This window comes from Bradyrhizobium sp. USDA 241 (genome assembly GCF_049739505.1).
In the GTDB taxonomy this organism is placed as follows: Bacteria; Pseudomonadota; Alphaproteobacteria; order Rhizobiales; family Xanthobacteraceae; genus Bradyrhizobium; species Bradyrhizobium liaoningense.
The window spans coordinates 47,656-65,726 of the sequence record NZ_JBMGPZ010000001.1 but is presented as its reverse complement, the minus strand read 5'-3'; the positions used below and the strand labels follow the sequence as shown (position 1 = coordinate 65,726).

General features: G+C 61.7%; 13 protein-coding genes and 9 pseudogenes. 11 read left to right on the top strand and 11 right to left on the bottom strand.

The features are described 5' to 3' along the window. Positions 1 to 189: 189 nt before the first annotated feature. Together ABIF91_RS00390 and ABIF91_RS00385 are read left to right on the top strand one after the other, a co-directional pair. A complete protein-coding gene (locus ABIF91_RS00390; protein ID WP_028154395.1) occupies positions 190 to 375 on the top strand; it encodes a hypothetical protein in 186 nt (61 codons plus the stop codon). A 112-nt stretch (positions 376 to 487) separates the two neighbouring features. Further along, positions 488 to 781 carry a hypothetical protein gene (locus ABIF91_RS00385; protein ID WP_284282704.1) on the top strand — a complete coding sequence of 98 codons (294 nt, stop codon included), beginning with the start codon at positions 488 to 490 and terminating at the stop codon, positions 779 to 781. Positions 782 to 1,412: 631 nt separating this feature from the next. On the opposite strand, the pseudogene ABIF91_RS00380 reads toward ABIF91_RS00385, so the two are convergent. Then, a pseudogene (locus ABIF91_RS00380) lies at positions 1,413 to 1,850 on the bottom strand (transposase); the annotation flags it as partial. Positions 1,851 to 2,080: 230 nt separating this feature from the next. Between ABIF91_RS00380 and ABIF91_RS00375 the strand changes: the two are divergent. From ABIF91_RS00375 to ABIF91_RS00365, 3 genes and pseudogenes are all read left to right on the top strand, one after another. Then, a pseudogene (locus ABIF91_RS00375) lies at positions 2,081 to 2,809 on the top strand (transposase); the annotation flags it as partial. Between the two features lie 69 nt (positions 2,810 to 2,878). Next, positions 2,879 to 4,008 (top strand): IS3-like element ISRj2 family transposase gene (locus ABIF91_RS00370; RefSeq protein WP_129557670.1). Its coding sequence is split into 2 segments (ribosomal slippage): positions 2,879 to 3,131 and positions 3,131 to 4,008, totalling 1,131 coding nucleotides; the frame shifts between segments, so codons are not numbered across the junction. Positions 4,009 to 4,155: 147 nt separating this feature from the next. Next, positions 4,156 to 4,716: pseudogene (locus tag ABIF91_RS00365) on the top strand (transposase); the annotation flags it as partial. A gap of 32 nt (positions 4,717 to 4,748) precedes the next feature. Here ABIF91_RS00365 and ABIF91_RS00360 read toward each other — a convergent pair. The 3 genes and pseudogenes from ABIF91_RS00360 to istA (ABIF91_RS00350) all read right to left on the bottom strand — a co-directional run. Next, positions 4,749 to 5,606 (bottom strand): annotated as a pseudogene (locus ABIF91_RS00360) (IS256 family transposase); the annotation flags it as partial. Between the two features lie 164 nt (positions 5,607 to 5,770). Next, positions 5,771 to 6,532 carry an IS21-like element ISFK1 family helper ATPase IstB gene (gene istB / locus ABIF91_RS00355; RefSeq protein ID WP_011090937.1) on the bottom strand — a complete coding sequence of 254 codons (762 nt, stop codon included), beginning with the start codon at positions 6,530 to 6,532 and terminating at the stop codon, positions 5,771 to 5,773. A gap of 18 nt (positions 6,533 to 6,550) precedes the next feature. Next, positions 6,551 to 8,092, bottom strand: coding sequence for an IS21-like element ISFK1 family transposase (gene istA, locus ABIF91_RS00350; RefSeq protein WP_060907903.1), 1,542 nt, complete (start codon positions 8,090 to 8,092; stop codon positions 6,551 to 6,553). 143 nt (positions 8,093 to 8,235) lie between these two features. On the opposite strand from istA (ABIF91_RS00350), the gene ABIF91_RS00345 reads away from it, so the two are divergent. Next, positions 8,236 to 8,733, top strand: a complete 498-nt coding sequence (locus tag ABIF91_RS00345) for an NEL-type E3 ubiquitin ligase domain-containing protein (RefSeq protein ID WP_424578688.1) — start codon at positions 8,236 to 8,238, stop codon at positions 8,731 to 8,733. A gap of 151 nt (positions 8,734 to 8,884) precedes the next feature. Next, positions 8,885 to 9,100 (top strand): annotated as a pseudogene (locus tag ABIF91_RS00340) (IS110 family transposase); the annotation flags it as partial. A 2-nt stretch (positions 9,101 to 9,102) separates the two neighbouring features. On the opposite strand, the pseudogene ABIF91_RS00335 reads toward ABIF91_RS00340, so the two are convergent. The 5 genes and pseudogenes from ABIF91_RS00335 to ABIF91_RS00315 all read right to left on the bottom strand — a co-directional run. Next, positions 9,103 to 9,379: pseudogene (locus tag ABIF91_RS00335) on the bottom strand (transposase); the annotation flags it as partial. A gap of 120 nt (positions 9,380 to 9,499) precedes the next feature. Further along, positions 9,500 to 9,994, bottom strand: a pseudogene (locus ABIF91_RS00330) (transposase); the annotation flags it as partial. A 147-nt stretch (positions 9,995 to 10,141) separates the two neighbouring features. Further along, the gene (istB, locus tag ABIF91_RS00325) at positions 10,142 to 10,894 is read right to left on the bottom strand and encodes an IS21-like element helper ATPase IstB (protein WP_038943657.1); all 753 of its coding nucleotides are present in this window, start codon (positions 10,892 to 10,894) and stop codon (positions 10,142 to 10,144) included. A 14-nt stretch (positions 10,895 to 10,908) separates the two neighbouring features. Continuing rightward, the gene (istA, locus tag ABIF91_RS00320; protein WP_424578659.1) at positions 10,909 to 12,444 is read right to left on the bottom strand and encodes an IS21 family transposase; all 1,536 of its coding nucleotides are present in this window, start codon (positions 12,442 to 12,444) and stop codon (positions 10,909 to 10,911) included. A 110-nt stretch (positions 12,445 to 12,554) separates the two neighbouring features. Then, on the bottom strand, positions 12,555 to 12,710 hold the full coding sequence (locus tag ABIF91_RS00315; protein WP_424578658.1) for a hypothetical protein: 156 nt from the start codon (positions 12,708 to 12,710) through the stop codon (positions 12,555 to 12,557). Positions 12,711 to 12,883: 173 nt separating this feature from the next. Here ABIF91_RS00315 and ABIF91_RS00310 point away from each other — a divergent pair, with 173 nt between their 5' ends. The 4 genes and pseudogenes from ABIF91_RS00310 (at position 12,884) to ABIF91_RS00295 (ending at position 15,903) form a co-directional block, all read left to right on the top strand. After that, positions 12,884 to 13,591, top strand: coding sequence for a MobC family plasmid mobilization relaxosome protein (locus ABIF91_RS00310; RefSeq protein WP_424578657.1), 708 nt, complete (start codon positions 12,884 to 12,886; stop codon positions 13,589 to 13,591). Continuing rightward, positions 13,588 to 14,088: a hypothetical protein gene (locus ABIF91_RS00305; RefSeq protein WP_424578656.1), complete on the top strand. Its 501-nt coding sequence runs from the start codon at positions 13,588 to 13,590 to the stop codon at positions 14,086 to 14,088. Before ABIF91_RS00310 ends, ABIF91_RS00305 begins: the two co-directional genes overlap by 4 nt. Next, the gene (locus ABIF91_RS00300; RefSeq protein WP_424578687.1) at positions 14,040 to 14,651 is read left to right on the top strand and encodes a relaxase/mobilization nuclease domain-containing protein; all 612 of its coding nucleotides are present in this window, start codon (positions 14,040 to 14,042) and stop codon (positions 14,649 to 14,651) included. The genes ABIF91_RS00305 and ABIF91_RS00300 overlap by 49 nt, the downstream gene beginning before the upstream one ends. 230 nt (positions 14,652 to 14,881) lie before the next feature. Continuing rightward, positions 14,882 to 15,903: pseudogene (locus ABIF91_RS00295) on the top strand (IS110 family transposase). Between the two features lie 428 nt (positions 15,904 to 16,331). Here ABIF91_RS00295 and ABIF91_RS00290 read toward each other — a convergent pair. After that, positions 16,332 to 17,461 (bottom strand): IS3-like element ISRj2 family transposase gene (locus ABIF91_RS00290; protein WP_424578686.1). Its coding sequence is split into 2 segments (ribosomal slippage): positions 16,332 to 17,203 and positions 17,203 to 17,461, totalling 1,131 coding nucleotides; the frame shifts between segments, so codons are not numbered across the junction. Between the two features lie 118 nt (positions 17,462 to 17,579). After that, positions 17,580 to 17,785: pseudogene (locus ABIF91_RS00285) on the bottom strand (DDE-type integrase/transposase/recombinase); the annotation flags it as partial. Between the last annotated feature and the right edge of the window lie 286 nt (positions 17,786 to 18,071).

The following is an 18,071-nucleotide window of genomic DNA, read 5'->3' as shown; positions in this document are numbered from 1 at the left end:
CCTAGGCTGGTAGCTCAAGTTGCAGTACATGCAGGATATCGTTCCTGCTTCGATAAACCTGTTCGAGCATTTGGCGTCGACGCAGAAGGCACCGAGAATCCACTTTTCCGACTGCAACGGCAGCGAGAGACGACAGCGCTCGCGGCGATGCGCGTGAGGACCGGAACAACCCCGAAAGGCCCCCGATCAATGACGCGCAAACGACCTGATCGCGAGCTCGAGGCTATCGCAGCCGACCTCGCCGAGGCATGCAAAGGCCTCTGTCCGCTCGAGAGCGCACTGTTGATCGCCCAAGGGATGCGCGAGGTTTACGGCGGCGAGTGGGCAATCGAGGCGCACAGCGACGGCACCTTTTTGATACTGCGGAAAACCTGAAAGGATCCCGCCATGAGCGTTTGGGGGCTTTGCCTTGCGATCGAATGTCGCTGCGTCGGCCGACCGCCCTGCTGCTGCGGCTGATGACCGCCGCCTCCGAACACGCGACCGCATGAAGAACAGCACGACGGCGTTCGCAAGGCTGGGCTTTTGGGATTCGCAGATAACCGGTCATCTATTTGGGCGCGGCTGCCACCGTGAGCCCGGTGTGATCCTTGAGGCTATCGATTACCTTGAGCGCGGCTTCGAGTTCATCTCGAAGACGCTTCGTAATCCGCAGAATGCCGCTCGCGAGTTCCTCGCGGCTGATTTCTGCACCGTGAGCAACTTTTTCTTCGAGGTCGCGTATAGCTTCGTCGATCTTGTGCAGCGAGAATGCGCTAGGCATCATCCGGCCCCGTCCTGATTAAGGGGCCGGCATCCGCCGACCCACAGCGTAAAAATGCGTCCGCTACACGGCTGAGTAAAGCGGGTGGCGTTGCGGGAAAATCTGTCCCCATCTCGCGTCTGAGCGCCTCGAATTCGGATAAGGTCGAAAGGGGGCAATCCGCCACCGCGTCCATTTTTGAGCAGATAACTTCAACCCGGGATCGCCAATCGGCCAACTGCTCTTCGGTTCGCTGTGGCGCGTACGTGTCTTCTGCCGGTGTATGGCTTGGCCTACGGACGTAGTCCGTGAATGCTTGGATTGCCGCTACCACTTCGGTCCTAGGCACGGCGGTTACTCCTATGAGTCGGAGCCAGCTCGAACAGTTGCAGGCCGATCACTTTAATATGGCATGCACGCGGGGGCGCGACAACCCACTGGTGCTGGTAGGCGCTTCCAGTCCTTCTCAGCGATACTCCTTGGTGGCACCAGGGGGGATTTTTGGGCCCCTCGGGAGCAAAGGTAGAGCTGGCCCCGGTTGTTTGGACAGCGCCCCGCTGGATTTAAGTGGATTCCTGCCGGGTTATGCTGAACGCGGGGCTTTACGGTTTTGTCGTTGCGTCGGGAGGGCGTAGCCCGACCAGAGCGACGACAAAACCGTCGGCGACGGTCATGCGGCCATCACCATAGCTTGCGTGCCGAAGTAAGCCTCGTCGGGCGTGCGCCCGTCAAGGCTCGAGTGAGGGCGTCCCTGATTGTAGAAGGCCAGATACTTGGCAATTGACGCTCGCGCCTCGGACACGCTGTCGTAGGCGCGGAGATATACTTCTTCGTATTTGACCGTGCGCCAGAGCCGCTCGACAAACACGTTGTCGCGCCAGGCGCCCTTGCCGTCCATGCTGATGGCGATCTTCGCGTCCAGCAGCACATCGGTGAACTCGAGGCTGGTGAACTGGCTGCCCTGATCCGTGTTGAAAATCTCGGGCCTGCCGTGCTTCGCCAACGCCTCCTGGACCGCTTCGACGCAGAAGGCCGCCTCCATTGTGATCGAGACGCGATGGGCCAGGACCCGTCGGCTGAACACATCGACGACCGCCGCGAGATAGACATGAGCTATGCGGGATTTTGGGTGACGAGGCGATCAGGCGGCGTGGTTTTCCGGCACTTGGATGACCTCGATGCCGTTTTCGAATCTGACACCTGCGACGACCTTCGGCAACTGATTTGTGCCTTTCAGCCGCGAGCTATGGCGGAATCTGGGTGATGACGGTGTGAGGAAGGCGGCGTATCGAGGCGGGTGACGAGCCTGCCAGAACCTCTCGAGGAGAGCGATACGCCATGACCGAGACTACCAATGTTCTTGCTTTCCGTCAGCCGTCCGCGGTTGATGATCCACTGACCGATATCGTTCGTGCCGGCGCGCGGGACCTGCTTGCCAGGGCGATCGAGATCGAGGTTGGCGCGTTTCTGGCCAGCACGGCCAATCTGACGCTGCCCGACGGTCGAGCGCGCCTGGTCCGACATGGGCACGGTCCGGTGCGCGAGATTGCGACCGGCATCGGTCCGGTGGAGGTCGCTCGTCCCAAGGTCCGCGACCGCGGAGCGAGCGGGCCAGGCGACCGCCTCCGCTTCAGTTCGGCAATCCTGCCGCTATGGGCGCGGCGGACGAAGAGCCTGGATGCCTTGATCCCGGTCCTCTATTTGCGCGGCATCTCGACCGGCGACTTCCAGGAGGCGCTCTCGGCGCTGCTCGGCAAGGATGCGCCGAACCTGTCGCCTTCGGTGATCGCCGGCCTGAAGGCCGATTGGCAGGTCGAGTACGAACGCTGGCAGAGACGCGATCTGTCGGCGCGTCGCTATGTCTACATCTGGGCCGATGGCGTGTACCTGCAGGCCCGCATGGAAGATCACAGCGAATGCATGCTGGTGCTGATTGGCACCACGCCGGAAGGCAAGAAGGAGCTGATCGGCTTCCAGGTCGGCGTGCGCGAGAGCGCGCAGAGCTGGCGCGAACTCCTGATCGACCTGCGGCAACGCGGGTTACGGATAGAGCTGGCCCCGCAAATTCGGACAGTAGCTTGAGTGGATTTTCTGCCTGACAGCGGCGAGGATTCTTGCTGCGAATCAGGAGCGAAGATGACGAAGAAGAGCCGCCGGACGCATTCTCCGGCATTCAAGGCGAAGGTTGCTTTGGCTGCGGTCAAAGGCGACAAGACACTGGCGGAGCTGGCGCAACTGTTTGATGTTCATCCGAACCAGATCACGATCTGGAAAAACCAGCTCCTGGAAGGCGCCGCCGGCGTGTTTGGGCATGACAAGACATCGGCCGAGACGCCGGTCGATTTGAAGGCGTTACATGCCAAGATCGGCGAGCTGGCGTTGGAAAACGATTTTTTGTCCGGCGCGCTCACCAAGGCGGGCCTGCTGAGCGCAAAGCGATGATCGACCGCGATCATGATCTTTCTATCGTGCGCCAGGCGAAGGTCCTGAAGCTGGCTCGCAGCACGGTCTACTATGAACCTCGGCCAGTTTCGGCCGAGGACCTTGCCTTGATGCGTCGGCTCGATGAGCTGCATCTCGATTATCCCTTCGCGGGAGCGCGTATGCTGCGATCGTTGCTGCGGCGGGAGGGCGTATACGCCGGTCGCCGCCACATCGCGACGCTGATGAAGCGCATGGGGATCGAGGCGGTCTATCGTCGCCCGAACACGAGCAAGCCGGCTCCGGGTCACAAGATCTACCCGTACCTGTTGCGCGGATTGAAGATCGAGCGGCCCGACCATGCGTGGGCAATGGACATCACCTACATTCCGATGCGGCGTGGCTTCGTCTATCTCGCGGCGGTCGTCGATGTGTTCAGCCGACGGGTCCTGGCCCATCGCGTCTCGATCACAATGGAGGCGGCCTTCTGCGTCGAAGCGGTCCAGGAGGCGTTGGCGAAGCACGGCAGGCCCGAGATTTTCAACACGGATCAGGGCAGCCAGTTCACCAGCCTCGAGTTCACCGATGTGCTGCTGGACGCGAAGATCGCCATCAGCATGGACGGCAAGGGCGCCTGGCGCGACAACGTGTTTGTCGAGCGGCTCTGGCGCACGGTCAAATACGAAGAAGTATATCTCCGCGCCTACGACAGCGTGTCCGAGGCGCGAGCGTCAATTGCCAAGTATCTGGCCTTCTACAATCAGGGACGCCCTCACTCGAGCCTTGACGGGCGCACGCCCGACGAGGCTTACTTCGGCACGCAAGCTATGGTGATGGCCGCATGACCGTCGCCGACGGTTTTGTCGTCGCTCTGGTCGGGCTACGCCCTCCCGACGCAACGACAAAACCGTAAAGCCCCGCGTTCAGCATAACCCGGCAGGAATCCACTTAAATCCAGCGGGGCGCTGTCCAAACAACCGGGGCCAGCTCTGATTGCCCCGCAACTCGCCATCGGCGACGGCGCCCTCGGCTTCTGGAAGGCACTGGACGAGGCCTTTCCCGGCACGCGGCACCAACGATGCTGGTGCCATAAAGTGAGCAACGTACTCGACAAGGTCGCCAAATCCGTGCAGGGCCCCATGAAGAACGACCTGCGGAACATCTATCTGGCCCCACACCGGGCCGAAGCTGAAACCGCGATCGACGTCTTCGTCGAGAAATACCACGTCAAATACGGACGTGCGGTGGAGTGCCTGATCAAGGATCGCCATGCGCTGCTCGCCTTCTTCGACTTCCCTGCTGAGCACTGGATCCACCTACGCAGCTCGAACCCGATCGAGAGCGTCTTCGCCACGGTGCGCCACCGAACGGTGCGGACCAAGGGATCGCTGTCGCAACAAACTGCGAAGCTGATGGTGTTCAAGCTCATCGACGCCGCATCGAAGACCTGGCGGCGATTGAAGAGCACGAACCAGTTGCCGAAAGTCATCGCCGGTGTAAAGTTCATCGACGGAATCGAAGTCATTCCGAACACTGAAAGCCACGCCGCCTGATCAGGCCGCGTCACCCAAAATCAGCCATAGCTCTTCAGCCGCCGCCAGGTCTTTGATGCGGCGCAGAGCAGCTTGAACACCATCAACTTGGCAGTCGTTGACGATAACGAACCTTTCGTGCGCACCGTTCTGTGCCGGACCGTCGCGAACACGCTTTCGATGGGATTCGTCGTCCGCAAGTGGTCCCAATGCTCGGCGGGGAATTCGTAGAACGCAAGCATTGCGTCGCGATCTTTCGTCAGGCACTCGACCGCCTTGTCGTACTTCGCTCCGTATTTCTCGGCAAAGACATCGATCGCCACTTCGGCCGAAGCTCGGTTGGACGCCAAATAGACCTCGCGCAGGTCCTTCTTCATGCTGGCCTGTACCGACACTGCGACTTTGTTCAAGATATTCGCGGTTTTGTGCACCCAGCACCGCTGATGTCGCGTGGCGGGAAAGACCTCGTCGAGCGCCTTCCAGAAGCCGAGCGCGCCGTCACCGACGGCGATTTCCGGGGCGATCTTCAGCCCTCGGGTTTTCGCCTCGACGAGCAGTTCGTGCCAGCTCTGCGTGCTCTCGCGCACGCCGACCTGGAAGCCGATGAGTTCCTTCTTGCCTTCCGGCGTCGCGCCGATCAGCACCAGCATGCATTCGCTGTGGTCTTCCATGCGAGCCTGCAGGAAGACGCCGTCCGCCCACACGTATACGTACCGGCGCGCCGACAGATCGCGCTTCTGCCAACGCTCGTACTCGAGCTGCCACTCCGTCGTCAGTCTGGAAACCACCGCCGGAGAAAGATTCGGCGCATCCTTGCCCAAGAGCGCCGCCAGCGCCTCCTGGAAGTCGCCCGTCGAGATGCCTCGCAGGTACAGAACCGGCAAAAGTGCATCCAAGCTCTTCGTGCGCCGTCAGGCTCGACACCCGCCTCGATACGCCGCCTATCTCATTCCGTCATCACCCAGTTTCCCGCATAGCTCCGGATTTCACGGATCGTGAGCATCGATTTCGCGCGATCGTGAGCACTGAATTCAGACGATCGTGAGCAGCCCGCTACGGCCGATGGGAGATAGAGTCAGTGTTCTGGTTGGCCGTCAAGGGTGATGGTTTTGGCGCTGCGTTTTCGCATGCTTTCTCCGGTGAGCTGGAGGCGGTGGGCGTTGTGGACGAGGCGATCGAGAATGGCGTCGGCGACCGTGGGGTCCCCAATGGCTCCATGCCAGGTGTCCACGGGGAGCTGACTTGTGACGATGGTGGATGCGCGGCCATGGCGGTCCTCGAGGATTTCGAGCAGATCGCGGCGTTCCGCGGCGGTGAGCACCGATAGTCCCCAATCATCCAAAATCAGAAGCTGAGCGCGGCCGAGGCTTTTGAGGAGCCGGGCGTAACGTCCGTCTCCGCGCGCGAGCGCGAGCGCCTCGAACAGCCTTGGAACGCGATGATAGAGGACTGATCGGTTGTCGCGGCAGGCCTTGTGGCCGAGCGCGCAGGCTAACCAACTTTTGCCCAGGCCGGTTGCCCCGGTGACGAGCAAATTCTCGTGGCGATCGATCCAGCGACCTTCGACGAGTTTGGCGAAAACGGCGCGGTCGATGCCCCGCGGGGTGCGCAGATCGACGTCCTCGACGCAAGCAGTCTGGCGCAGTGCGGCGATCTTGAGGCGCGTGGTGAGCCGCCTGGTGTCGCGTTCGGCGGCTTCGCGGTCGACCAACAGGCCGATGCGATCTTCGAACGGCAGGGCTTCGAGATCGGGCGATCGGCGCTGCTCCTCGAAGGCCTTGGCCATTCCGGTCAGGCCAAGCTCGATCAGCCGTTCGTGGGTTGGGTGGTTAAGCATGCCGGGTCTCTCCTTGCTTCAGTGGAAGTAGTCGCGTCCGCGGATGTTGCCGTGGCGCAGGGGCTGGTGCTCGAAAGATTCGTCGAAGAACGTGCGATCGAGGCCGTTCTGGAGGATCGATCTAATCGAGGCGACGGAGCGCGCCTTGATGAGGATGCCCCTCCGGCAGGCTGCGTCGAGGCGTTCGGCGCCGTAGCTTTTGACGAGCGCCAGAATGCCAAGGCAGGTTCGAAAGCCTTGTTCTGGATGGGGGCGGGCGTCGATCACGGCCTGGAAAAACGCTGCTGTCGAAGGACCGATCCGCTCGCCGGCGGCGATCACCGCGGCGGGGGTCCATTTGCCGTAGCGGCGATGGGCGCTGGGCATGTGGTCGGCGATGGTGGTGTGTCCGCGTCGGTTGGGCGCGCGGGCATGGCTGGCGATCCGCTGGCCCTTGTGGAAGATCTCGACCGTCCGATCGTCGATACGGGCATCGACCAGCTCGCCAATCAGACGATACGGCGCGGAGTACCAATGGCCGTCGACCTCGACATGATAATCGGGAGCGAGGCGGCAGCGCTTCCAGCGTGCGAAGGCATAAGGCTGATCTGGCAGCGGGGTTAGCTTGGGTTTGTCGAGTTCGGCAAACAGTTCGGCGCGGCTTGAGCCGAAGCCACGCATTTGACGAGCATTGAGTTCGTCGACGAGTGTCTTGATGGCGGCGTTGAGCTCGGCCCGGGAAAAGAAGCGCTGATTGCGCAGCCGGGCCAGAATCCAGCGCTGGGCGATTTGCACCGCGACCTCGACCTTCGCCTTGTCTTTTGGGCGCCGCGGCCGTGCGGCGAGAATGGCCGTGCCGTAATGGCTCGCCATCTCGGCATAAGTGCGATTGAGGCCGGGATCGTAGCGGTCGGGGTTGCTGACGGCGGCTTTGAGGTTGTCGCAGACCACGAACGTCGGCGTTCCGCTCAAAAACGTGAACAAGTTGACGTGGGCCCGGATCCAGTCGGCCAAGCTCTCGCTGGGGCAGGCCTCGGCGTAGGTGTAGTTCGAAGCGCCCATCGCCGCGACGAACAGCTTCATCGGCTGCACTTCCCCGGTCAGGGGATCGACGATGTCGATGGTGTCGCCGGCGAAATCCACGAACACCTTCTCGCCGCCCAGATGAATCTGCCGCATCGAAGGTCGGACCCGCCCCTTCCAGGCCTCGTAGGTAGTGCAGAACCACGTGTACCCGAAACCGTCGGGATTAACGGCGCGATACTCCTCCCAGAGCAGGCGACGGGTTACGTTGCGCCGGCGGAGCTCTTTATCGATGTAGCTCCAGTCAGGCACCGGCCGCTGCGGGCTCTGAGACGCTGGTCGTGGGGCCGGGAAAAGCAAAAGCTCCAGGTCTTCATCGGTCATTCCCTCCGGAAGCGGCCAGCTCAACCCAGCAGAGCGGGCGCGGCTCAGGTAGCTGTGCACAACGCCGTTGCTGACGCCCACGCTCCGCGCGATGGCCCGCTCTGGCAGGCCTTGAAAATGTTTTAACCGAAGGACTTCCTTGATCCGGCGCATCGACAATCTCTGGGTAGGCATTGGACTTCCTCGTTAACCACGAGGTCATCCCTAAGCCGGTTGAGTTGTCGGCCGAAGCGCTGCAAGGCTCCGAAAGCCTTGCTCACGATCCCGCGAAATCGTTGCTCACGATCGTCTGAAATCTCTGCTCACGATCCCCTGAAATCCGCGCTCACGATCCCGCGAAACGCGCAGGCGGCACCATCAACAACGTCGACGAAATCGAGGTCTACCTTGCCTATCAGGCCACGCTGCGCGAGCGGCTGGGGCTGCAGCACATCGCCCCGGACATGAACTACTTCTACGACTCTCACCTCACCGAGGAAGACATTGACAGGGCTGAGACGTCTGTGCGGAGCAAGGAGGCGACGGGGTTCGCCGACTATTTGGCGACGGACTGGAAACCTTGGGACGATGTGGTGCTCCGCATTGAACCGGAACACCATGCCACGATGGAGGAAAAGCTCGCCGATGCCTTGGAGGAGGAGTTCCCGGGCCGACTGAAGCAAAAGCTCGTTGAAGCGGGACTGATCGGCGCTGAGGCCGATGTCGTTGCGGATGCCGAGCGGGAGTTCGGACCCCAGGTCAGCAAGGACATCGCTCGCGAGATCAAGGGTGCTCTGAGGGACACGGTGCTCAACAAACGCGGCCTCAGTCTGTGAAGCGGCGTCTGCTGCTTGACCACGCGGTCCTTCATCCAGATCGAAGGATCAAGCAACTGCCTGAGCGAGGTATTGGTTCAACCGCAGCGGCGGAAACTGAAAACTGCGACGGCTGATCAGCCATTATGCTGTGAAGCGGCAGTAGTGCTTTGGCAAGACCAAGGCCGTGACCGCCACGGCCCGGAAGATCGCAGTTCTGTTCTACAATGCTGTGCGATACGGAATGGACTATGTCGATCCCGGGGCCTCGTCCTACGAGACGCGCTACCGGACGCGAGTGGTCAACAATTTGCAGCGGCGTGCCAAGGCATTCGGCTTTGTTCTCCAGCCCTTGGAGCCGAAAGTAGATGCTGCTGCCGTTTCTTAGGAATCGTTCTCAAGCGTCAGCTCCCCGATCTTGGCGTGCAGCGTTTTCACGTCCACCGCGGGCTCGCTCGTTCTGTTGCCACCGCCAGGACCAAATACCTCGGCCGCCGCTTCCTGAAGCTGGGACTTCCACTGCGTGATCTGGTTCGGATGCACGTCGAAATGCTCAGCCAGCTGGGCCAGCGTCATCTCGCCCTTGATCCTTGATCGCCGCTAACGCCACCTTGGCCTTGAATGCGAGTGCGTGTGTGAATGCGGATCGAAATTTGACCCCTCGTATTGCCGCATCTGCGAATGTTACCCTGATGGCGTCGACAATGCCGGCTCATAACAGGCCGCGAGGATTCCCCACCGCGCCCTGCCTCCTGCCCTGGGCACCGATATGGTCGAGCAGCGCTCTTCAGGCGGCCGGCCCGAGTTGTACTTGACGAGTGATCGCCCAAAGGAAGCCGACCATCTCGCGTGCAATGGCGGTGGTGACGATCACCTTGGGTTTGCCGGCCGCCGACAAGCGGCGATAGCGGGCGCACAGCCTGACCTGGGCCTTCCAGGCGATATCGCGGATAGCTTGTGGCAGGCGCTCGTTACGGTCATGGAGCTTGCGACTGACGCGGGCTTGCATCCGATAGGTCCATGCCCCCTCGATCAGAGCCCGCCTGGCCAGAGCGTTGCCGGCCTTGGTGATACCGCCACGTCGGATGGTGGCGCCGCTCGAATGCTCCGACGGCACGAGGCCAAGAAAGGCCATCAACTGGCGGGGATTGTCGAAGCGGGAGAAGTCGCCGACCTCGGCAACCACCGTCACGGCAACGATGAAGGCGACGCCGCGCATGGCCTGTACGGCCTCAACGAATGGCGTCATCGACCATTGTGGCGCCAGCTCTTCGATCCGCTTGTCCCCGCCGCGCATCCCTTTGTGGATTCCAACGAAGCCGGCCATGCATTCCAATTCGAAGCCGGCCGGGTATTCCGATCTGAAGCCGGCCACCCGTGGCGTCGTTCGCATGGGTCAATTTCATGATGTCGTCGAGGGCTGGGAAGGTCAAGAGACCGGTTGATCTTGAGCGGGTTGCTTCTGCTTCCTGAGGCTCTCTCCTTTGAGTTCGATGCGGTAGGCATTGTGGACGAGGCGATCGAGGATCGCGTCGGCGATGGTGGGGTTTCCGATGATTTCGTACCAGCGATCGACGGGCAGCTGGCTGGTGACGATGATCGAACGGGCTTCGTATCGATCCTCGACGATTTCGAGCAAATCACGGCGCTGGTCGGCGTCGAGAGGTTCTGGTCCCCAGTCGTCCAGGATCAGCAGATCAAGTCGTGCGATCGCCCGCAGCATCCTGGTATAGCGTCCGTCGGCGCGTCCCAGTGCGAGAGCGGCGAACAGACGCGGGACGCGATGGTAGGCAACGGCGAAGTCGTCCCGGCAGGCCTTGTGGCCGAGGGCGCAAGCAAGCCAACTCTTGCCGACGCCGCATGGCCCAGTGACGAGGAGATTATGCCTCGCTCGGATCCAGTCGCCGGCGGCGAGTTTTAGAAAGAGCGTGCGGTCGAGCCCGCGGATGGCACGGTAGTCGACATCCTCGACGCAAGCGGCATGACGTAGCTTGGCGGCGCGAGCTCTGCTCTCAAACCGCTTTTGCTGTCGCTGCGTTTTCTCCTGTTCCAGGAGCAGGGCCAGCCATTCGGCATGTTCGAGGCTGCGTGCTTCGGGCTGGGCATCAAGCTCCTTGAAGCCTTTGGCCATGCCGTGGAGACCGAGATTTTGCAGCAGGTCGAGCGTGGGATGGGTCAGCATGCTGGATTTTCCTTTCAATGGAAGTAGCCGGGGCCGCGCAGATTGGGATGGTCGACGACGACGTCATCGGTGGGGCGAGCGCTGCGGTCGAGCTTGTTGGCGATGATCGAGGCGATGCTCTTGTAGGTCAGCGCGCGGACCGCAACCGCGCGGGCCGCGATCAACTCGGCGCGTTCCGGATCGAGATCCTTGAACAGCCGAAGCACACCCAGACAGGTCCGGAATCCTTGTTCGGGATGAGGCCGATTGGCCAGAATGGCGAGGACGAGACCCTCAGTGTTTAGCCCGATCGATCGTCCCCAGCGACGGAACCGCTCGGGAGTCCACTCGGCGTAACGCCGATGCGCGCTGGGCATGTGGTCGGGATCGGTGCCGTGCCGGCGGCCGCCGTAGCGGCGCTGGTGAGCCGCAACACGCGAACCCCGATGGAACAGCTCGATGGTCCGGGTGGTGGCGCGGACGTCGACCTGCTCCCGGATCAGGCCGTGTGGAACTGAGTAGAAGAAGCCGTCGATCTCGACATGATAATCGAGCGAGACGCGGGCCACGCGCCATTCCGCAAACTGATAATCGGCGTCCGGCAACGACGCCAGGACCGACATCTCGACCGTCTCGAACAATTGACGGCGACTGACACCGAGCCGGCGCATGATGTGCGCGTTGATCCGCTCCAGCGCAGCGGCAATGGCTGCGTTCGCCTCGGCCAACGAGAAGAAGGTCTGGCGACGAAGCCGCCCGAGGATATAGGTCTGGGCAAACCGAACCCCGGCCTCCACTTTTGCCTTATCCCGCGGCTTTCTTGGCCGTGCCGGAAGGACGCCAACGCCGTAATGGGACGCCATCATCCCGTAGCTGCGATTGATTTCAGGGTCGTAGAACGAAGCCCGGTGCACGCCGGACTTCAGATTGTCAGGGACGACGAGGCGCGGCACCCCGCCAAAGAACCGGAACATCCGGACATGGGCCTCGATCCAGTCCGGAAGTGTCTGCGTCCAGGTCGCCTCGGCGTAGGTGTAATTCGAGGCGCCAAGCACGGCGACGAAGATCTCCGCATCGCGTACAACCCCGGTTTCGCGATCAACGATCATGATCTTCTTGCCGGAGTAATCGACAAAGACCTTGTCGCCGGCCGGATGGTCCTGCCGCATCGTCGGAGACAGCCGCCGGTCGAATTCTCGGAATAAATCGCAGAACCGGCTGTAGCCATAACCTTCCGGGTGGACCGCCCGGTACTCCTCCCACAGCACCATCAGATTGACGCCAGGCCGCTTCAGCTCACAGGCCAGCGAGGCCCAATCCGGCTCCCGGCGCCGGCGAAAGCCGCGCCTGACGCCGGCATGGGCAAACAGACGTTGTTCAAGAACGGCGTCGGTCAGATCGCCCGCCAAAGGCCACGCCAGCCCGGCAGTCGAGGCACGCTTGAGGTTGTCCTGGATGGTGCTGCGCGCCACGCCGAGCGTGCGCCCAATCTCCCGGGCGCTCACCCCATCACGGGCAAGCCGCAGCATCTGTCGTATCTGTCGCATGGTCAGTTCTCTCTTGGCCGGCATCCGCTTCCCCACGTTGATCAACGCGGGACTTGATGCCTGAGGGACTGATCCAAACGAAAACGCCGACTTCCAAAAACCCGGCCGACTTCAAATCGGAATGCCGGCCGGTTTCATTTCGGAATCGTGGCCGGCTTCAAATCGGAACGATGGCCGGCTTCAAGTCGGAATACCCGGCCGGAATAAATCGGAATCCGCATCCCTTCGGCCACCGCAACCGAAATCGTCGCCTTGTGCACATCCAGCCCCACGAAAATGCTACCGTTCATCAGGCCCGCTCCCCATGCTTGAGGCTCGGCGCCGGACCATCCGGCGCAACCCTCGATAGGAGCTTGCCGCGGGGCGGGCCGCCCGTCACCTCAGAGGGCGAACATAGGGTCTAGTACAAGGATGTGTATGTCGAGATGCGATAGCTGAGGAAGGGCACTCCCTTTGAAGCGGCGTGAACTCCACTGTTTTCGGGCGACACGGCGAGCTTCAAGGCGTCCGTCAAGAACCGTCCGACGCCAGCCATGATCTCACACGCTTCCCGCTTGCTCCCGATCACGCCGATGAGGAAGTCGTCGGCGTAGCGGCAGGAGTGGAGCCCTTTGAAGTTGGGGTTTATCGGACCGACGGAAGGCACTTTCCGTCTCTCCTTGTTGACGGCTTTGATCTCTGCGAAGTCGCGGCGCAGTTCTCGATGCTTGCCGCCACCCAAGGCGGCAAATCCGCGCTGCTGCGGCGTCTCATTGCCGATGCACTGGCTGCGCCAGCGCCGCGCATCTTGGCGTTGCCGGCCGGACGGCCGGAGAAGGTGACGGTGCGATTTCGCGAGAGCGAGATGCGGCAGCTCGCGGAAGTTTCACATCAGCGTGGCATGACCCGAACTGGCTGGATCGTCGCGCTGGTGCGCTCGCGATTGGGGTCGCCAGTGCAACATTCCCCGGACGAGCATGCTGCGCTTCGCGCTATCGTTCGCGAGCTCAACCGCATCGGCGGCAACATTAACCAGATTGCGCGCGCTGCAAACACCAGCGTGCGGCAGGGTAGGGCGGTTGAGCCGGATCTGTCCGTAATTCAAGAGGCCAAATTGGTGATCGACACAGAGCTCGCGCAGCTACGAAATGCACTGCACGGCAACGCGGACTATTGGGATGGACGGCGATGAGTCGGCGCTCCTCGCCGCGGCTGACCGACGTAGCCTCCGAACTTCCGCCGATCTCGTATGTCTGGGAAACGCCCAATCGGCGCCCACGACGGGCCGAGTGGGATATCCCCGATCCGGCCGCTCCTGGCCGCCTTACGCCGGCGATGCTTGCAAAGCTCGAACGCATCGTGCGCCGAGCACCAGAGGTGATGGTCAAGATCACCGGTCGCACCAAGGGCGTGGCGCATCTCAAGGCGCACCTGGCATACATCACGCGAAACGGCGAACTCGGTGCGGAGACAGAGCAGGGCGATTCGATGACGGGACGATCAGGATTGAAAGACCTGCAGCAGCGATGGGAGGATGACGCCGATCTCGACGGCAAACGTCGCCGCGATAGCTCGCTGTCGATCAACATCATTCTGTCGATGCCAGCTGGCACCGATGCCGTCGCGGTCAGGCTTTTGCCATTGAGACGTTCGGCTACAATCACGACTACGTTTTCGTCCAGCACCTGAATGACAAGCATCCCCACGTGCACTTGACCGTTCGGTCCCCGGGCCATGACGGCAAGCGCCTGAACCCCCGCAAGGCAGATCTTCAGGCCTGGCGGGACCGGTTTGCTGGCGAACTCCGGCTTCGCGGAATCGCGGCGGAGGCAACGCCGCGGCGAACCCGCGGACGGGTTCGAAAGGCCGATCGCGGGGCAGTGCTCGCTTTACGCAAGCGAAAGATCACGCCGGATGTCGATAGGCTCGCCCGTGAGGAGGAGCTTTCTGAGGTGAGGGCCGGCAGGACTGCCAAACACGCTTGGGACGAACAGATTAAGTCACGCCAGGAGGCGATCCGGCGGCGATATCTCGACTATGCTGCCGAGCTGCATCGCTGCGGAGTGGCAGCGGATCACGCGTTAGCTCGCCAAGTTCGGCAATTCGTCAACGACATGCCTGCTGTCGAAACTCGCCGGCATGCGCTGAAGAACGAGCTTTCGGAGCTGGCCAGTAGCCGGCGCCGAGACGCGAAGCAGGAAGTTGATGCAGAGGGGCACGACAAAACACGAGGCGGTGAGCGGACCAAATAGGCTAGCGCAGCAATTACAGTTTTGAGGTCGGGGATTCGATCGCAAGTGACCTTGCCCCTCGGGCTTAATCCAGTTTGAAGTTCGTTCTGGCCCAAGACGAGGACCAGAGCATGAAGCGCAAGCGGTTTACGGAAGAGATGGGGTATTCGGTCCCGATCGCCTGGCCTATTTGCCGCGCAGCACGTTTCGACTGACGATCATGGACCAATTCCATTCAAGGAGAAGAAGCCATGATCTACGTTGGCCTCGACGTTTCGCTGAATTCCGTTGCGGTATGTGCGGTGGACGAGACCGGAAAGCTTATCCGGGAGGGAACGACGTTGGCGGATGCGCCATCGATTGTGCAGTATCTCGAACCATGGGCTGATCAAGTTGAACGGGTGGGCCTTGAGGCAGGACCGACGTCAGAATGGCTGACCGCAAATGTAATCGAACTGGGGCTGCCGGCCATCAGTTTGAAAGCCCGCCAAGTAAAGGCGGCGCTTTCGCGCCATGCCGGTGAAGACCGATCGGAATGACGGCCCGTGGGATCGCGCAGGTGGTGAGAACGGGATGGTTCAAGCCTGTTCACGTCAAGAGCATCGGCAGCCAAAGGGCGCGGACGCTGGCCGCGGCTCGCAAGCATATCGTTCGCTCCATCGCTGCCGCAGAGCAAGTCATCCGCGGACTTCTGCGTCCGCTCGGTCTCAAAGTCGGAATCGTCTCGCGGACTCTGTTCGCGACGAGAGTTCGTGAGTTGGTCGGCGATGACGCCTTGCTCGAGGCGATCATGAATCCGCTGCTTGCCGGACGCGAAGCGCTGATGCGGGAGTACGCCCAACTACATCGCCTGGTTCTGAAGACCGTGCGCAGTGACCCGGCTTGTCGGTTCTTGATGACGATGCCGGGGATCGGCCCAGTCTCTGCGTTGACCTTCCGCTCCACTGTGGACGATCCCAGGCGATTCCTGCATTCGCAATCCGTCGGCGCCTATCTCGGGTTAACGCCCCGACGATACCAATCTGGCGAGGTTGATCGGGTGGGACGGATCACAAAAGTCGGAGATGGAGAGACGCGCACAGCCCTGTTCGAAGCTGCCAACGTCGTTCTCAGGCCATCAACCCGATGGTCTCCAATGAAGGCCTGGGCGGTGCGTGTTGCCCACCGGCAAGGAAGCAAGCGTGCGAAGGTCGCGCTGGCCAGAAAGATGGCTGTCATCCCTCACCGAATGTGGGTTGATGGAACCGAATTCCGATGGACGGCGGTGGCGTAAGAACGCCATCGCCATCCCAAGAGATGCCCGTCGCGGGGCGTGGGGATGGTCGAGTTCGTTTGATCTGTCGTGGCATCCGCCCTCCAGGTCGGGTGACTACGCCGAAGAGCTTGAACCGACCATTCAACCGAATCCCATCGTGTGGCGGCTTTGCCGACCACGAACAGAAGCAAGGTACCCGCGGCACGCGCTCTTAAGGGATTGACAGAAGCAGACCGAATACAGAAGCAGATCATCGGGATCTTGAAGGAGCACGAGGCCGGGGTTTCGGTGGCCGATCTGAGAGCTGGCCCCGGTTGTTTGGACAGCGCCCCGCTGGATTTAAGTGGATTCCTGCCGGGTTATGCTGAACGCGGGGCTTTACGGTTTTGTCGTTGCGTCGGGAGGGCGTAGCCCGACCAGAGCGACGACAAAACCGTCGGCGACGGTCATGCGGCCATCACCATAGCTTGCGTGCCGAAGTAAGCCTCGTCGGGCGTGCGCCCGTCAAGGCTCGAGTGAGGGCGTCCCTGATTGTAGAAGGCCAGATACTTGGCAATTGACGCTCGCGCCTCGGACACGCTGTCGTAGGCGCGGAGATATACTTCTTCGTATTTGACCGTGCGCCAGAGCCGCTCGACAAACACGTTGTCGCGCCAGGCGCCCTTGCCGTCCATGCTGATGGCGATCTTCGCGTCCAGCAGCACATCGGTGAACTCGAGGCTGGTGAACTGGCTGCCCTGATCCGTGTTGAAAATCTCGGGCCTGCCGTGCTTCGCCAACGCCTCCTGGACCGCTTCGACGCAGAAGGCCGCCTCCATTGTGATCGAGACGCGATGGGCCAGGACCCGTCGGCTGAACACATCGACGACCGCCGCGAGATAGACGAAGCCACGCCGCATCGGAATGTAGGTGATGTCCATTGCCCACGCATGGTCGGGCCGCTCGATCTTCAATCCGCGCAACAGGTACGGGTAGATCTTGTGACCCGGAGCCGGCTTGCTCGTGTTCGGGCGACGATAGACCGCCTCGATCCCCATGCGCTTCATCAGCGTCGCGATGTGGCGGCGACCGGCGTATACGCCCTCCCGCCGCAGCAACGATCGCAGCATACGCGCTCCCGCGAAGGGATAATCGAGATGCAGCTCATCGAGCCGACGCATCAAGGCAAGGTCCTCGGCCGAAACTGGCCGAGGTTCATAGTAGACCGTGCTGCGAGCCAGCTTCAGGACCTTCGCCTGGCGCACGATAGAAAGATCATGATCGCGGTCGATCATCGCTTTGCGCTCAGCAGGCCCGCCTTGGTGAGCGCGCCGGACACAAAATCGTTTTCCAACGCCAGCTCGCCGATCTTGGCATGTAACGCCTTCAAATCGACCGGCGTCTCGGCCGATGTCTTGTCATGCCCAAACACGCCGGCGGCGCCTTCCAGGAGCTGGTTTTTCCAGATCGTGATCTGGTTCGGATGAACATCAAACAGTTGCGCCAGCTCCGCCAGTGTCTTGTCGCCTTTGACCGCAGCCAAAGCAACCTTCGCCTTGAATGCCGGAGAATGCGTCCGGCGGCTCTTCTTCGTCATCTTCGCTCCTGATTCGCAGCAAGAATCCTCGCCGCTGTCAGGCAGAAAATCCACTCAAGCTACTGTCCGAATTTGCGGGGCCAGCTCTGATTACGGATCCACTTACGATGCCTGGAACGTGAAGTGACAGAAACCGTTGAGCCTGACGGGACGATTTGAAACGCTTCATGATCCGCCGCGTTGCCGCGTCGGCTGATGAGAATTCTCAGCCCGATTGTTGAGAGCTCTGTGCTGGCGATGTTCGACGAAAAAGCCCATCTTCGCCCTCGCAGCGCCGTGCGAACGCTTGTCCGTGATCATCACGCGCGGCGGCGTGCCGGTCGTCTACCCCTCGGCCGCTCCAATTCGTTAACTTGACGGTACCCGCTGCTCGTCGACAGCGATGGCACGATCATCGCGGGCGAAGGCCGATACCTGGCCGCGCGAAAGCTCGGTCTCCTCGAGGCGCCGGTCATCGAGCTGACCGGTCTTTCCGAAGCGCAGCGTCGCGCGCTCGCCCTTGCCGACAACCGCATCGCGCTGCCGGTGGTCCGGCGGCTCGTCGGATACGGGCGCTTCGACGGGGGCGAGACGGCCCGCGTGATGGCACGTCTCTACGCCGCGGCGCGCC

What these genes read in the sequence shown, in the direction of transcription:
- ABIF91_RS00390 (WP_028154395.1), top strand. Translation starts at nt 190, where the DNA reads ATGACGCGCAAACGACCTGATCGCGAGCTCGAGGCTATCGCAGCCGAC.
- ABIF91_RS00385 (WP_284282704.1), top strand. Translation starts at nt 488, where the DNA reads ATGAAGAACAGCACGACGGCGTTCGCAAGGCTGGGCTTTTGGGATTCG.
- istB (WP_011090937.1), bottom strand. Translation starts at nt 6,532, where the DNA reads ATGCTTAACCACCCAACCCACGAACGGCTGATCGAGCTTGGCCTGACC.
- istA (WP_060907903.1), bottom strand. Translation starts at nt 8,092, where the DNA reads ATGCCTACCCAGAGATTGTCGATGCGCCGGATCAAGGAAGTCCTTCGG.
- istB (WP_038943657.1), bottom strand. Translation starts at nt 10,894, where the DNA reads ATGCTGACCCATCCCACGCTCGACCTGCTGCAAAATCTCGGTCTCCAC.
- istA (WP_424578659.1), bottom strand. Translation starts at nt 12,444, where the DNA reads ATGCCGGCCAAGAGAGAACTGACCATGCGACAGATACGACAGATGCTG.
- ABIF91_RS00315 (WP_424578658.1), bottom strand. Translation starts at nt 12,710, where the DNA reads ATGAACGGTAGCATTTTCGTGGGGCTGGATGTGCACAAGGCGACGATT.
- ABIF91_RS00305 (WP_424578656.1), top strand. Translation starts at nt 13,588, where the DNA reads ATGAGTCGGCGCTCCTCGCCGCGGCTGACCGACGTAGCCTCCGAACTT.